This is a genomic window from Cobetia marina, from assembly GCF_001720485.1.
Classification (GTDB): Bacteria; Pseudomonadota; Gammaproteobacteria; order Pseudomonadales; family Halomonadaceae; genus Cobetia; species Cobetia marina.
The window spans coordinates 66,182-81,147 of the sequence record NZ_CP017114.1 but is presented as its reverse complement, the minus strand read 5'-3'; the positions used below and the strand labels follow the sequence as shown (position 1 = coordinate 81,147).

The following is a 14,966-nucleotide window of genomic DNA, read 5'->3' as shown; positions in this document are numbered from 1 at the left end:
CCCCTCTCCTGTAGATAGGACATCCCGATGGATTGGCTGGAATACCTGTTACCTGTCTTCTTTCTCACCCCGCTGGGCGCCATCGCGCTGGTGGTGCTGGGCATGCGCGGCCTGCATGAGCGCCGCATCCAGTCACCCCTGACCCGCCGCCAGCTGCGCGAGCCGGGCCAGAGCCTGCGAGACCGCCTCGATGACGCCTTCCAGTCATTGTTTCTCGATGGCGCACTGGGACCGCTCATCACACTGAGCCCGCTGATCTATGGCATGGGACGCATGGTGTTCGGCGAAGAGCAGAACTGGCTGGAGTGGGCGGGCTATGGACTGGCCTGCGCGCTGTTCGTGCTGATCTTCGCGCTGCGCCTCACCCGCCACTTCCAGCGCATCCGCAAGTTGAAGCTGGGGCTGGCCTGCGAGCTGTCCATCGGCCAGGAGCTGGATCAGCTCATTCGCCCGGAGCAGTTGAGCAGCGTGGTCTATCATGACGTCCCCGCCGACGGCTTCCATATCGACCATCTGGTGCTCACGCCGCTCGGTGCCTATGCCATCCGCACCAAGGCGCGCTCGCGTCCGCTGGATGCTCTGGGAGCGATCAAGAACGAGGTCAAGCTGGAGGATGGGCGCCTGCACTTCCCCGGCGGGCGCGAGCGCAAGCCGCTGCGCGAGACACGCGTCGCGCGTGACTGGACTGCCGCCTGGCTCAAGCGCGAGTGTGGTGTCGAGGTACCGGTACACGGCATTCTGGCGCTGCCGGGCTGGCAGATCATCCGGCGTGGTGAACAGCGCAAGGGCGACCCGGACGTCGTCAATGGCGAAGGGCTGGCCGAGTGGCTCAGCACCCATTGCATGACCCCGGAGGATGGCTGCCCGGCGCTGGATGAGGCACTCAAGCAGCGCATCAACGAGGCGATTCTGCTGCGGGTACAGGCCGAACGCATGGAAACGCCCTAGGCCAGCGACTGGCGGTCTCCCATCCGCCCGTCACAAGGACTTGCCAAGCGGGCCGGCGCGACGTTAAATACGCGCCGGTCCAGCCCTGGCTCCTTGATCGCGCCATCGCAATGATGGCGCTTCTGGCGACATATCCCCCATGAAACTCATCACCTTCGACGCATTTCGCACCCTCGGTATCGCCGGCGTTCGCTACATCAAGCCGGAACGCATGCTGGATCACCTCGACGAGATCCGCGCCGCTGACATCCTGCTGTTTCCCGAATACTGGCAGATCACCACCCTGGTCTACGGCCTGGGAAAACGCATCTTCCCGAGCCTGCCCAGCTACGCCATCGGCCACGACAAGGTCGAGCAGACGCGCGTCTTTCAGGCCATCTGCCCGGACAATGTGCCGCCCACCGAGATTCGGGGTGCCAGCCGTCAGGCAATCGACGACATCGAGGCACGCTTCGGCTATCCGCTGATCGTCAAGGAAGTGAAGAGCTCCATGGGGGCCGGGGTGAAGCTGATCCAGTCACGTGGCGAGCTGGAAGCCCACGCAGCCGAGCACCCGGTGCTGTATGCCCAGCCGCGGCTTGATATCGATCGTGACCTGCGCATCGTGGTGGTCGGTGGCGAAGTCATCACTGCCTACTGGCGCGTCACGCCGCTGGGCGGCTATCGCTCCAATGTCAGTCAGGGCGGCGAGACGGCCTATGACAACATCCCGGCGCCCGCCATCGAGCTGGCGCTGCAGCTGGCCGAGGCGCTGAGTGTCGACCACGCCGGCTTCGATATCGCGATGGTCGATGGCCATCCGATGGTCTTCGAGTTCAATCGTCTGTTCGGCAACCAGGGCATTCAGGACAGTTCACGGCGTATCGGTGCCGCCATCAGTCGCTATCTGGCCCTCGACAATGACGACAAGGACCCGACGCCGCCGGTGCTGACACCGCGCCGCTCCCGCAGCGAGACACTGCAGGAAACCGCCTGAGTCATCGCCCCTGAGACTCACCAGCCCATCATCCAGACGATAGAAAGCCGCCCCTCGGGGCGGCTTTCTATCGTCGGCGGCCTGATCCTTCAGGCCGGCCGGATCACAGTCGGGAAGGACGGCTGTGCGGGTCGCCTTCGACATGATCCTTGGGCGTGTCCTGCTGCGGCTTGCCCGCCGCAGGCACGTCCTCGTCCGGAATCTCCCAGGTGCCCTCTTCCGTCCAGGGGTCGTCTTCCGGGAATTCCTCGATATTGATCTCCTTGACCGTGTAATCCGGCTGATAGCGCAGGTCATAGTGCGCGGCGCGCACGATGGAGATGCACAGCAGCAACGCCACCGCCAGCAACGGCACGCCACCGATGATCGAGGCCGTCTGCAGGGTTTCCAGCCCGCCGACGAACATCAGTACGATCGGCATGAACGACAGCGCGAAGGCCCAGAAGAGACGGTTCCAGCGCATCGGCTCCTCATCCACTTCCTTCTGGACCACGGCCGCCAGGATGTAGGAGATGGAGTCGAAGGTGGTGGCCGTGAAGATCAGTGCCAGCAGCGTGAAGGCAAAGATCACCACATAGTCCAGCGGCAGGGTATGCAGCATGGCGAAGATGGCAGCGGTCGGGCTCTGCTCGTTGAGTATGGTCACCACGTCCAGCTCACCTGACAGCTGCAGGTACAGGCCGTAGTTGCCCATCACCATGAAGAACAGGAAGCAGCCCATGGTGCCGAAGAACATCGAGCCCGCCACCATCGCGCGAATGGTGCGACCCCGCGAGATGCGCGCGATGAACAGCCCCACGCTGGGCGCGAACACCAGCCACCAGGCCCAGTAGAAGATGGTCCAGTCCTGCGGGAAGTGGGTGTTCTCGAAGCCCTTGAACTCGGCGAACGGCTCAAGCCAGGTCGCCATGTGGATCAGATTGCTCATCACGCGCCCCAGCGCGTCCAGACCGGTATTGGCCATGAACAGGGTCGGACCTGCGATGAAGATGAACAGCAGCAACCCGACCGCCAGCCAGAAGTTGATATCCGACAGCAGCTTGATGCCCTTCTTAAGCCCCACGTAGGCGCTGTAGCCGAACAGCGCGGTACACACCAGCAGCACGACGACCTGGGTCATCAGCGACTTGGGTACGCCGAACAGCTCATGCACCCCCTCGTTGATCATCGGAGCTGCCAGACCGAGCGTGGTCGCCCCGCCACCCAGCATGCCGAAGACGAAGCTGATGTCGACCAGCTTGCCCAGCCAGCCACGCGCCAGCTTTTCGCCGAGCACCGGCATCAGCGCCTCGGAAATCTTCAGGACACTGTGGTGACGCACGTAGTAGAAGTAGGCGATCGGCACGGCGGGAATCAGATAGATCGCCCATGCCAGCGGCCCCCAGTGGAAGATACCGTAGGCGGCGGCCCATTCCGCGGCCTCCGGTGTCTGACCTTCCACGTGGAACGGCGGCGACTGGTAGTAGTAGACCCACTCGATCATCGACCAGTAGAGGATGGAGGCCCCGATACCGGCGCAGAACAGCATGGCCGCCCACGACACGATCGAGAACTCGGGCTTCTCTTCGGCGTCGCCCAGCTTGATCTGCCCGATATCACTGAAGATGATGTAGATCATGAAGCCACCGGCTCCGACACCCAGCATCAGGTAGAGCACACCCAGCTTGCTGGTGACGAAATTCTTGGCCGCCGATACCCACATCGCACCCTGCTCGGGGAAGATGACCAATGGCAACGTCACTGCCAGCAGCAGAAAGATCGAGCCGAAGAAGGTCGGCTTGTCGATCATGTCGAAGGCCTTCTCTGGCTTGTTCTCCGCGTTGGCAGCGGTTCCTCCGGGGGTTTTCTTGCTCATAAATAAGCCTCGTTTATCGTTATTGCCCTGCATGATAATAGCTTATCATGAATGAAAAGTGACCTGCGCGTTCACACTTCGTACAAAGCTAGTACAACAACTCGATAGGCTACGTAAAGAAAATTTACCGCTTGTCAGCGCAAGGACGTCACGCGAGACAGCAGCCGGCCAGGATCACGTCGACGGAGACATCGAGGAAAAAGGAAAAGAGGGACGGAGGGAAAGCGGGAAAGAGGAGTTGCCTGAACAGATGGGGCGCGTGACCGGCAGGAGGCCGGCAAGGCAACGCGGAGATGACACGGCAGACCACGACTGCCCGGCACGGCTTGCCGGACAGTCGTCATGCTCGAGCGGATGGCTCAGTCGCCGCGCAAGCGGCCACCCATCTCCTGAGCGAGGTCCACGGCGAAGTGATCGGTCATGCCGCCGATGAAATCGAGCATGCGCCGGTAACTGCGGTAGAGATCCCAGTCACGCGTCGGGGTGTTCTCGCCGATCAGCGCCAGCACGCGCTGATGCTTGAAGCTGGAGCGCCCCGTGGTGTGCAGCTCATGGGCAGCCCCGATGAAGGCTTCGAGCAGGATGCCCAGCGTGGTGTAGGCGCCGATTTCCAGCTTGGCCTTGCGCTCGTTGCGAAAGATCTTCTGGCGCGCCAGATTCTTGGCTTCCCGCACGCCCCAGCCGAGATCGGGATGACACAGATCCAGCAGGTCCTCACTGAGGGTGCCCGCCAGCAATTCCGCCTCATGCTGCACGAAGGCCTGGGCCACGTCATTGACCGCCCGCTCCATCGCCGCGCCCCTGAGGGCCGCCACCTTGCGCCGCTGTGACGTGCCACGCGCGACCATGTCGTCATACTCCCGCGGCGCGCCACCACTGATGCCGGTCAGAATCTCGTAGACCTCCTCGAACTGCAGTATGCCCATCTCGAGACCATCCTCGAGATCGAGCAGCGCATAGCAGATGTCATCGGCAGCCTCGACCAGCCACGCCAACGGGTGGCGACACCAGCGGCCATCGTCACGCGCCAGCAGCCCGCAGCGCTCGGCCACCTGATCCAGCAGTTCACGCTCACTCTGGTAGCAACCGAACTTGCCGCCTGCCGTGGCGTGCTTCACCGTCCAGGGATACTTGAGCAGGGTGCCCAACGTCGCCGCCGTCAGGCGCATGCCGCCATGAAACTGGTTGTATTCGATCTGGGTGACGATACGAAAGCCCTGGGCGTTGCCTTCATAGGTCAGCAGGTCTTCGCGCTCGGCCTCGCTCAAGCCTGACAGACGCCCGTGGTCACTGGCGGCCTCTGCGGCAAACCAGTCACGGATGGCATATTCTCCGGCATGCCCGAAGGGTGGGTTGCCGATGTCATGTCCCAGACAGCCGGTCTGGACGATGACGCCGAGGTCGGCGGGCGTGACCCACTCGGGCAGATGGTCCTTCAACTTCTCGCCGACCATCATGCCCAGCGAACGCCCGACGCAGCCGACCTCCAGGGAGTGGGTCAGACGCGTGTGGATGTGGTCGTTGTCGGTCAGTGGGTGCACCTGGGTCTTGCGACCCAGCCGTCGGAAGGAGCCCGCGAACACGATCCGGTCGTGATCCTTGTGGAAGGGCGTACGGCCCATCTCACGCGATACGGTGCCCGGTGCGTCATGCAGGCGACTCGGCTCCAGCAGTCGTTCCCAGTTCATTGATGACATCAGGCAACTCCTTGGCAGGCGCCCGAGAAACGACGCCGGCGAGCAGACAACGGTGAATGACGGGCAGAAAAAAAGAGAACAGGGATTGTGGCACCCTGTTCTCTTTCTCTCCAGACCGCTGGGCGGTTCTCCTGTCCGCCCAGACGGTTTCTCTACCCGCTCAGGTGGTTCATCACCCGCTCAGTCTGAGAAGGGCGCTCGGGACTGTCTGGCGCCGGGGCGACTCAATCCTCGGCCAGTGCCGGCAACAGCACCTTGAGCTTGCGCGTCAGCGTGTTGCGTCCCCAGCCCAGCAACTCGGCGGCTTCGCCCTTGCGACCGCCGGTATGCTTGAGCGCCGTCTCGATCAGGATGCGCTCGAAGTCGGGCACCGCCTCTTCCAGCAGATGGGTATGACCGGCGGCGAGTGCGCGGTCCGCCCATTCACGGAAGGCACCACGCCAGTCCCCGGACGCGGCCTCGGTGCCACTGACGTCACGCAGTTCCGGCGGCAGATCCTCGACCATCACCTCGCGGCCCGAGGCCATCACCGTCAGCCAGCGACAGGTGTTCTCCAGCTGGCGCACGTTGCCCGGCCAGTCGAAGCGCGTGAGGTGCTTCTCGGCCGCCTCGGTGAGCACCTTGGGGTCCGTGGCCAGCTCGCGTGCGGCTTCGGCGAGGAAGTGCTGCATCAGGCGCGGGATATCCTCACGGCGCTCTGACAGCCGTGGCAGGTGGACGCGAATCACGTTGAGGCGGTGGAAGAGATCCTCGCGGAAACGACCATCCTCCACCAACGCCTCCAGGTGCTGGTGGGTCGCGGCGATGATACGCACATCCACCTTGACCGGCGTGATGCCCCCCACGCGGTAGAACTCGCCATCCGCCAGCACCCGCAACAGACGTGTCTGGGTTTCCGCCGGCATGTCGCCGATCTCGTCCAGGAACAGGGTGCCACCATCGGCCTGCTCGAAGCGTCCGCGACGCAGAGCGGTGGCACCGGTGAAGGCGCCCTTCTCGTGGCCGAAGAGCTCTGACTCCATCAGGTCCTTGGGGATCGCCGCCATGTTCAACGCGATGAACGGCTTGGCCTTGCGGGGCGAATGCTGATGCAGCGCCTGGGCGACACGCTCCTTGCCGGTCCCGGATTCGCCGTTGATCAGTACGGTGATGTGCGACTGGGACAGGCGACCGATGGCCCGAAAGACCTCCTGCATCGCTGGCGCTTCCCCGATGATCTCCTTGGTCAATCCTTCCGGCACCACCGCGGGGGCCTTGGATTCCCGCGCGTGCGCCACGGCGCGCCGCACCAGCGCCAGCGCCTCATCGACATCGAAGGGCTTGGGCAGATACTCGAAGGCACCGCCCTGATAGGAGGCCACGGCACTGTCGAGGTCGGAATGGGCCGTCATCACGATCACCGGCAGGTCCGGATAACGCTCGCGGACTCGTGCCATCAGATCGAGGCCATCGATACCGGGCATGCGGATGTCGGTGATCAGCACATCCGGGCACTGTCGCATGATGCTGGCTTCTGCCTGATCCGGGCGCTCGAAGCTTTCCACCTCGAGGTCAGGCTGGGCCAGAGCGCGCTCCAGTACCCAGCGGATGGCGCGGTCATCATCGACGATACAGACGCGTGCAGTCTCGCTCATGAGGGATCTCCAGAAGTGCCGGCAAGCGGGATTAATAGTCGGAATTCGGTATGGCCGGGGCGCGAGTCACACTCGATCAACCCCTGATGCTGGTGCAGGATGCCCTGGGCGATGGAAAGCCCGAGCCCTGAGCCTTCGGCGCGCCCCGAGACCATCGGGTAGAACAGCGTCTCGCGCAGCGCCTCGGGAATGCCCGGGCCGTTGTCGCTGATCGCCAGCTCACAGACCAGACGATGGCGCTCATGACCCAGCGTGAACTGCCGCCGGGCCCGCGTGCGCAGGGTGATCTCCCACGGCGCCTCATTGCCATCGGCTGATTCGGGCTGCGGCTGCTCGTTGAGGGCCTGGGTCGCGTTGCGCGCGATGTTGAGCACCGCCTGGATCAACTGGCCTTCATCGCCGATGACTTCAGGAAGGCTCGGATCATAGTCGGCCGTCAGCTTGATGTGATGCCCTTCCGCCGCCAGCAGGGAGCGCACCCGCTCGGTCACCGAGTGGATATTGACCGGCGACTGCAGCGGTGGCCGATTCGGCCCCAGCATGCGATCGACCAGATCGCGCAGGCGATCCACCTCCTCGATGATGATGCGCGTGAACTCCACCATCTGCGGTTCCGGCAGATCGCGCTCCAGCAACTGGGCCGCGCCCCGGATACCGCCAAGCGGGTTCTTCACTTCATGCGCCAGCCCGCGTGTCAGCACCTTGACGGCTTCCTGCCGAGCGATCAGCGCCTCCTCGCGAGAGATCTGCATCAGACGATCACGCGGCTCGATTTCCACCAGCAGCTCATTGGCGCTGACCGGGGTCGCGGTGAAGTCCACCGTCAGCGGCTCGTTGGCCGCATTGACGATCTCGGCCTCACGCTGGGTATAGGGATGCTGTTCTTCCAGCGCCTTGCGCAGCACCTTGATGGGCTCTTCATCCAGCCCGGTCAGATGTTCAGGGGAGCTGCCCTTGACGCGCACCAGGCTGACCGCCAATAGCGTCTCGGCCGCCGGGTTCAGCCATACCACGCGCAGCTGTGCATCCAGCACCACCACGGCAGTATTCAGGTGTTCGAGCAGTCGTTGATGCATGCCTTTATCCGCCATTCGCAGTACGTCTCCCTGTTCTGCAATAACCGCGCCAGTCTGGTGCAAATGCCGCGTGCATGGCACCCGCGCCGATGCACCTCTTTCGGGCGTCGATTTGAAGCACCATTATGGTGCACCAAAGGTTCGCACTGCCAACCCGATGCAGCAGACCTGCTCATCAGCGGGCGTGCTGCTGCATCGCGGGCGATACCGCTGCCAGACCTGGCGGCAAAAAAAGGCCACCCGAAGGTGGCCTGATGACCTGGCGCGCGAGTCACGTGTCGTTCGCAAGCCAGGAGGACTGTCACCCCCGCCTCTCAGCCACCCCCGGCATTGGCCGGGTTGTTGGGATTGCGCGGGAGATTGACGCTGGCGCGTTGCACGTAGACCACACGGGGCTCGGTGGTCTGGCGCACTCGTCCGGAGGCATCCAGCAGCTCCGCCTGGATGACATGCTTGCCACGCTCGAGCCCCGGCACCATGAAGACACTGCTGTTCATGGCCGATTGCGACGGCGCGCCATCCACGGTCACGCGTACCTTGTGCTCGGGACGCAGCTGCGGCTCGATGGCCAGGCGCACCGCCAGGTTGCCGGCCTGCCCCGTGGGCAGCGTCTCTTCATTGCTCGGGCTCTGGATGAAGAAGCGGGTATAGCCACGGAAGCTGACATCCACGGCAGGCGCGGAGGGTCGGCTACGGGAAGCGGTCTCGGACGGGGAAGATGACACGCCACGCGAAGCAGGCGCGCGCGAGGGAGCAGACTCGGTGGAAGGCACCACACTCAGCGGCGTCAGCTTGACCTTGCTGCCGCCCGCCGGCTGATCACTGAACACCACGTTGCCGTTGGCATCCACGTGCCGGTAGACCTGAGCCGCCTCGAGCTCCGCCGAGACGCTGCCCAGGGCCAGCACCGCTGACAGGCAGAGGCCGAGCGTCGTCATGCCGGACAGGCGAGCCATCCGCCGCATTCCCTTGACCGGCAAGGACCTGCTGTCACCCACTGAACCGATGCCACGCGAAGAAGAAGTGAAGGGCCACATCCGGGAATTCCTGAAGAAGTCATGGGAAGCCAGAAGCGCGCATCCGCTCCTGCCAGTCGTGTCACTCACTCGGACGCTACCAGCGTGCCAGAAGTGACATATCCTGCTGCCAAGTTACAAAGCTTCCCGCGTTGATACCAGCCCTGCTTGTTGCGACGCGACTTTCCGCGACGGGTCGCGGGTCCTGGACAGCCGGGAGTCAGCTCTTGGAGCACATGTCTCAGAAACGAGAACAGGGCCATACCTGTCGGTATGACCCTGTGTGTCTCGCCTCACGCATGCCCCGCGCTCAGACTGCTCCGGGCGGGGCCGTGAGCGACATGCGCCGTCGGTAGATCAGACGCTGTAGTACATGTCGAATTCGAGCGGGTGAGTCGCCATGCGCAGGCGCTGGATGTCTTCGCCCTTCAGCTCGAGGTAGGCATCGATCATGTCGTCGGTGAAGACGCCACCTTGGGTCAGGAACTCACGATCGCCGTCCAGCGCGGTCAGTGCCTGTTCGAGGCTCTCGGCCACGGTCGGGATGGACTTGGCTTCTTCGGCCGGCAGGTCGTAGAGGTTCTTGTCCATGGCATCGCCCGGGTGGATCTTGTTCTTGATGCCGTCGATACCGGCCATCAGCATCGCGGAGAACGCCAGGTACGGGTTGGCCGTCGGATCCGGGAAGCGAGCCTCGACACGCTTGCCTTTCGGGCTGGCGGTGTACGGGATACGGATGGAAGCGGAACGGTTGCGGGCAGAGTAGGCCAGCATGACCGGGGCTTCGAAGCCCGGCACCAGACGCTTGTAGGAGTTGGTGGACGCATTGGTGAAGGCGTTCAGCGCACGAGCGTGCTTGATGATGCCGCCAATGTAGTAGAGGGCCATTTCGGACAGACCCGCGTACTCGTCACCGGCGAACTGGTTGTCGCCATCCTTCCAGAAGGACTGGTGAACGTGCATGCCGGAACCGTTGTCACCGACCAGCGGCTTGGGCATGAAGGTCGCGGACTTGCCGTAAGCGTGCGCCACGTTGTGGATCACGTACTTGAGTTCCTGAACCTCATCGGCCTTCTTGACCAGGGTGTTGAACTTGACACCGATCTCGTTCTGGCCGGCGTTCGCCACTTCGTGGTGGTGAACTTCGACTTCCTGACCGATGGCTTCCAGGGTGTTGCACATGGCAGCACGGATATCGTGGAAGCTATCGATCGGCGGGACCGGGAAGTAGCCGCCCTTCAGACGCGGACGGTGACCCAGGTTGCCGCCTTCCGGCGTGGAATCGGTCGCCCATGCACCTTCTTCGGAAGAGATCTTGAACATCGCGCCGTTCATCTCGTTCTTCCAGTGCACTTCATCGAAGATGAAGAATTCCGGCTCCGGACCGAAGAAGGCAGTATCGCCCAGACCGGTGGACTTCAGATATTCCTCGGCACGCTTGGCGACGGAACGCGGGTCGCGCTCATAGCCCTGCATGGTGGCCGGCTCGATGACGTCACAGCGCAGCACCAGAGTGGTGTCTTCGGTGAACGGGTCAAGGAAGGCAGTGCCGTCGTCCGGCATCAGGATCATGTCGGACTCGTTGATGCCCTTCCAACCTTCGATAGAAGAACCATCGAACATCTGACCATTCTCGAAGAATTCTTCGTCAACCGTGCGCGCCGGGATGGAGACGTGCTGCTCCTTGCCCTTGGTGTCGGTGAAGCGCAGATCAACCCACTTGACTTCGTGTTCTTCAATCAGGGCAAGTGTCTTCTCAGCCATGGTAATTCTCCGATGGAGCCGGCGGCTCGGTTGCAGTTGGTGTCAGCGTTGTCTGTTCAGGTCTTTCGTTGTCTGTCTTTTTTCTCATGGTCAGCCAATGGATGCCAGCCATGAAGAGGATGACCTGATAATGCATCGAGCGTGCCAGAATGAAGCACACCAGAACATCAACAACAATAACTAACTGAAAACAATGAAGAAATACATGCACCCAAAGATGACATGCTGGATTTTGCAGCGAGAAACATGACCCCACAAGGTGCAGAAAAGAGGATTGCGCAGGCACGAATTATCATATTGGTGCATCAAAAAATGCCTTGGCACCAATATGGTGCATGATGAGCCATCAGGCCGATCTGACCGGTCACATCAGCCTCACGCTGGCCGCGTCAATTCGAGAGAACTCGCTGTCGATGACGGTCTTTTTCGCTCGTGATCGTCATGGCAGTCCCTGGCCACAAGTTTTTTTTCATCTGTCACAAGCGCGCGGAAAAGACTTGAGAGACAATCATTTGGGCACTTCAGGCCAATCCATGGCCCTCACTGACCCGCCTCGTGAATGCACGATGCTGGCAGGAGGCATGCCATGCCCCCTATAATGCGCCCCAAATCACAAGCGCCCGGTACGCGAGCGCCCATTTTCCGCACAGGTTCCCGTCGTGATCGAGAAACTTCGCAACATAGCCATCATCGCCCACGTTGACCACGGTAAAACTACCCTGGTCGACAAGCTCCTGAGTCAGTCTGGCACCCTGGACCGCAAGGCCGAGGGTCAGGAACGCATCATGGATTCCAACGACCAGGAAAAAGAGCGCGGCATCACCATTCTCGCGAAGAACACCGCGATCCAGTGGAACGATTACCACATCAACATCGTGGATACCCCTGGGCACGCTGACTTCGGTGGCGAAGTCGAGCGCGTGATGTCCATGGTCGATTCCGTACTGCTGCTGGTCGATGCTGTCGATGGCCCGATGCCGCAGACTCGCTTCGTGACCCAGAAGGCTTTCGCCCAGGGTCTGAAGCCGATCGTCGTCGTCAACAAGATCGACCGTCCGGGCTCTCGTCCTGACTGGGTCGTCGACCAGATCTTCGATCTGTTCGACAACCTGGGCGCGACCGACGAGCAGCTCGACTTCCCGATCATCTACTGCTCTGCCCTCAACGGCATTGCCGGCATGGATCCGGAAGACCTGCAAGACACCATGGACCCGATGTTCCAGTCCATCGTCGACATCGTCGAGCCGCCGAAGGTCGAGCTGGACGGCCCGTTCCAGATGCAGATCTCCGCACTGGACTACAACAGCTACGTCGGCGTCATCGGTCTGGGCCGCATCAAGCGCGGTTCCGTCAGCCCGGGCCAGCAGGTTTCCATCGTCACCAAGGAAGGCGCTGTCCGCAAGGGCAAGATCGGCCAGGTCATGACCCACATGGGTCTGGACCGCGTGCAGACCGACAAGGCGACCGCCGGCGACATCGTCTGCATCACCGGTATCGAGAACCTCGCGATCTCCGACACCATCTGCGACACCGCGACCGTCGAAGCGCTGCCGCCGCTGACCGTCGATGAGCCGACCGTCTCCATGACCTTCCAGGTCAATGACTCTCCGTTCGCCGGTCAGGACGGCAAGTTCGTCACCAGCCGCAACATCCGTGAGCGTCTGGATCAGGAACTGATCCACAACGTCGCCCTGCGCGTCGAACAGGGTGAGACGCCGGAGAAATTCGTCGTTTCCGGCCGTGGTGAGCTGCACCTCTCCGTACTGATCGAATCCATGCGTCGTGAAGGCTTCGAGCTGGCCGTGGGCCGCCCGGAAGTCATCATCAAGGAAATCGACGGCAAGAAGCAGGAGCCGTACGAAGAAGTCATCATCGACTGTGAAGAGCAGCACCAGGGCTCCATCATGGAAGAGCTGGGCTACCGCAAGGGTGAGCTGACCAACATGAACCCGGATGGCAAGGGTCGTGTGCGTCTGGACTTCATCATCCCGTCACGTGGTCTGATCGGCTTCCGTGGCCAGTTCCTGACCCTGACCTCCGGTACCGGCATCCTGACCAGCCGCTTCGATCACTACGGTGACCTGAAGGAAGGCGCAGGCGTCGAGCGTCGCAACGGTGTCATGATCTCCATGGTGCCGGGCAAGGCACTGTCCTACGCCCTGTACACTCTGCAGGAGCGCGGCAAGCTGATCATCGGTCACGGTACCGAAGTCTATGAAGGCATGCTGGTGGGTATCCACAACCGTGCCAACGACCTGGTCGTCAACCCGACCAAGGCCAAGAAGCTGGATAACATGCGCTCCACCGGCAACGACGAGAACATCGTGCTGACGCCGCCGATCCGCTTCACTCTGGAACAGGCGATCGAGTTCCTGGATTCCGATGAGCTGGTGGAAGTCACTCCGCTGCACATCCGTATCCGCAAGAAGTACCTGAAAGAGAACGAGCGCAAGCGCGCCAGCAAGTAAGACGCTGCCCGTGCAGCCCTCCACCCCATGTGGAGGGCAAGCCTGAAACGCAAAAGACCCGCCTCCCGGCGGGTCTTTTGCGTTTCAGGCGTTAACAACGCCACTTCCCTAATACTCGAGCATGTCATTGCAGATAGTGCGTCGCCATTAGGGCCGGCAGTTTCCCCCCTCAAACGTCCGTTCCTTGGCCTAACGCGTTCTAACCTCTTAAATGTGAGTCATATCAAGCTTCTGTTGTTGCGCATATCGCAGTGCTGCTCTCTTCCACCCGGCGATAGTGGTTTTCGGATGCGCCAACTTGTTGCCCGCAACGGCCAGAAGCCGCAATAGAAAACTGGAACCTGTTTATATGGCAACAGATTATTTCAATGCGTCACTTTCATGCGACGCAATGAAGTCGCGCCTTTCGCGGACACTGGGGTCAACGCATCCGAACAGGTATCTTCTGCCGGAGCTTTTTTCATGCCTACCCAGCATTTAAGAAGTCCTCAGCCATCACAGGAAGCCCGGAACCGGGTCATCTTCCCGATCATCAATGACGCCTGCCACGCGTTGCCATTGCCAGGGCCCTCTCCAGCAATCTCGCATTTCGGCGCCATAGAAGACCCGTATGAAAGGATTCATCAATGAGCATCAAGGAACGCCTGGAAACCCTGCCCTGGGACACGCTGGCACGCTACCGTCTGATCGAGATCATCGCCCTGTGGGAAGGCCGCGTCACGTCACGTCATCTGGGCAACGCCTTCGGGATAGCACGCCAGCAGGCGTCACGCGTCATGAAGACCTATCGCGAGACCGTCGCCGAACACAATCTTGAATATGATCCCGTGATCAAGGGCTACCGCCCCTCCGCCAATTTTCACCCGATGCTGACGCGGGGTGAGGTGGATGAATATCTGCAGCTGCTCGGCAATCATGACAATCTGAATCCCCACTTCACCGGACTCGGACTCGGTCAGGCCAACACCGAGGCGCTCCGCTTGCCGTCCCGCAGCGCCAGCCCGCCCGTGGTCCGGACATTGATTGAAGCGGCCAGCCAGGGAGCACGCCTGGAGGTCACCTACGCCTCTTTGAACTCCCCTCAGGGGGAAGAGCGTATCCTGTGTCCACATACGCTGGTCTATGCCGCAGGTCGCTGGCATGTGCGGGCCTTCTGTGAGAAGAACCGGGCTTTTCGCGACTTCGTGCTGTCTCGATTCCGCGATGTCCCTGAGCTGTTCGGCGAGGCACTTGAAGGCAGTCAACGTGAATTCGATGACGGCTGGGAAACCCGGGTCACCCTGCGCCTGGGGGCAGACCCTCGCCTGACGCCAGATGAGCGTGGCCTGATCGAACAGGACCACGGCATGGTCGACGGCGAGCTTCACCTGCCAACTCGCGGCGCCCTCGTCCAGTATGTGCTGCGTGAGCTGGGCATCAATCCGGATTATCTGGATGAGTCGCCCCGTGCGCAGCAATTGGTGGTGTTGAATCATGCCGAGATCAGCGACTGGTTGTTCGTCAGCTCCAGCGCCTGAAACGATGGCTTGCAG

General features: G+C 61.8%; 11 protein-coding genes. 4 read left to right on the top strand and 7 right to left on the bottom strand.

Annotated features, from left to right (window positions below; translation table 11 throughout):
- The first annotated feature begins 27 nt into the window (after positions 1-27).
- Positions 28-948, top strand: coding sequence for a nuclease-related domain-containing protein (locus BFX80_RS00350; protein WP_077379925.1), 921 nt, complete (start codon positions 28-30; stop codon positions 946-948).
- Between the two features lie 139 nt (positions 949-1,087).
- A complete protein-coding gene (locus BFX80_RS00345) occupies positions 1,088-1,924 on the top strand; it encodes an ATP-grasp domain-containing protein (RefSeq protein WP_084207730.1) in 837 nt (278 codons plus the stop codon).
- Between the two features lie 103 nt (positions 1,925-2,027).
- On the opposite strand, the gene BFX80_RS00340 is transcribed toward BFX80_RS00345, so the two are convergent.
- The 7 genes from BFX80_RS00340 to BFX80_RS17700 form a co-directional block, all read right to left on the bottom strand.
- Positions 2,028-3,779: a BCCT family transporter gene (locus tag BFX80_RS00340; RefSeq protein ID WP_077379921.1), complete on the bottom strand. Its 1,752-nt coding sequence runs from the start codon at positions 3,777-3,779 to the stop codon at positions 2,028-2,030.
- Positions 3,780-4,138: 359 nt separating this feature from the next.
- Positions 4,139-5,476, bottom strand: coding sequence for a deoxyguanosinetriphosphate triphosphohydrolase (locus tag BFX80_RS00335; protein WP_084207729.1), 1,338 nt, complete (start codon positions 5,474-5,476; stop codon positions 4,139-4,141).
- Between the two features lie 224 nt (positions 5,477-5,700).
- Positions 5,701-7,110, bottom strand: coding sequence for a nitrogen regulation protein NR(I) (gene ntrC / locus BFX80_RS00330; protein ID WP_077379917.1), 1,410 nt, complete (start codon positions 7,108-7,110; stop codon positions 5,701-5,703).
- The gene (gene glnL, locus BFX80_RS00325; protein WP_077380022.1) at positions 7,107-8,186 is read right to left on the bottom strand and encodes a nitrogen regulation protein NR(II); all 1,080 of its coding nucleotides are present in this window, start codon (positions 8,184-8,186) and stop codon (positions 7,107-7,109) included. Before glnL ends, ntrC begins: the two co-directional genes overlap by 4 nt.
- Before the next feature lie 314 nt (positions 8,187-8,500).
- On the bottom strand, positions 8,501-9,142 hold the full coding sequence (locus BFX80_RS00320; RefSeq protein WP_240499632.1) for a DUF4124 domain-containing protein: 642 nt from the start codon (positions 9,140-9,142) through the stop codon (positions 8,501-8,503).
- Positions 9,143-9,559: 417 nt separating this feature from the next.
- The gene (glnA, locus tag BFX80_RS00315) at positions 9,560-10,966 is read right to left on the bottom strand and encodes a glutamate--ammonia ligase (RefSeq protein ID WP_065392424.1); all 1,407 of its coding nucleotides are present in this window, start codon (positions 10,964-10,966) and stop codon (positions 9,560-9,562) included.
- Positions 10,959-11,252 carry a hypothetical protein gene (locus BFX80_RS17700; RefSeq protein ID WP_136939534.1) on the bottom strand — a complete coding sequence of 98 codons (294 nt, stop codon included), beginning with the start codon at positions 11,250-11,252 and terminating at the stop codon, positions 10,959-10,961. The genes glnA and BFX80_RS17700 overlap by 8 nt, the downstream gene beginning before the upstream one ends.
- Positions 11,253-11,625: 373 nt before the next feature.
- On the opposite strand from BFX80_RS17700, the gene typA reads away from it, so the two are divergent.
- Together typA and BFX80_RS00305 are read left to right on the top strand one after the other, a co-directional pair.
- Positions 11,626-13,434: a translational GTPase TypA gene (gene typA / locus BFX80_RS00310; RefSeq protein ID WP_077379915.1), complete on the top strand. Its 1,809-nt coding sequence runs from the start codon at positions 11,626-11,628 to the stop codon at positions 13,432-13,434.
- A 626-nt stretch (positions 13,435-14,060) separates the two neighbouring features.
- The gene (locus BFX80_RS00305; RefSeq protein ID WP_077379913.1) at positions 14,061-14,951 is read left to right on the top strand and encodes a WYL domain-containing protein; all 891 of its coding nucleotides are present in this window, start codon (positions 14,061-14,063) and stop codon (positions 14,949-14,951) included.
- Positions 14,952-14,966 lie beyond the last annotated feature (15 nt).

Excerpts from the sequence above, each read along its gene's own strand:
- BFX80_RS00350 (WP_077379925.1), top strand. The coding sequence starts at position 28 with ATGGATTGGCTGGAATACCTGTTACCTGTCTTCTTTCTCACCCCGCTG.
- BFX80_RS00345 (WP_084207730.1), top strand. The coding sequence starts at position 1,088 with ATGAAACTCATCACCTTCGACGCATTTCGCACCCTCGGTATCGCCGGC.
- BFX80_RS00340 (WP_077379921.1), bottom strand. The coding sequence starts at position 3,779 with ATGAGCAAGAAAACCCCCGGAGGAACCGCTGCCAACGCGGAGAACAAG.
- BFX80_RS00335 (WP_084207729.1), bottom strand. The coding sequence starts at position 5,476 with ATGTCATCAATGAACTGGGAACGACTGCTGGAGCCGAGTCGCCTGCAT.
- ntrC (WP_077379917.1), bottom strand. The coding sequence starts at position 7,110 with ATGAGCGAGACTGCACGCGTCTGTATCGTCGATGATGACCGCGCCATC.
- glnL (WP_077380022.1), bottom strand. The coding sequence starts at position 8,186 with ATGCATCAACGACTGCTCGAACACCTGAATACTGCCGTGGTGGTGCTG.
- BFX80_RS00320 (WP_240499632.1), bottom strand. The coding sequence starts at position 9,142 with ATGGCTCGCCTGTCCGGCATGACGACGCTCGGCCTCTGCCTGTCAGCG.
- glnA (WP_065392424.1), bottom strand. The coding sequence starts at position 10,966 with ATGGCTGAGAAGACACTTGCCCTGATTGAAGAACACGAAGTCAAGTGG.
- BFX80_RS00305 (WP_077379913.1), top strand. The coding sequence starts at position 14,061 with ATGAGCATCAAGGAACGCCTGGAAACCCTGCCCTGGGACACGCTGGCA.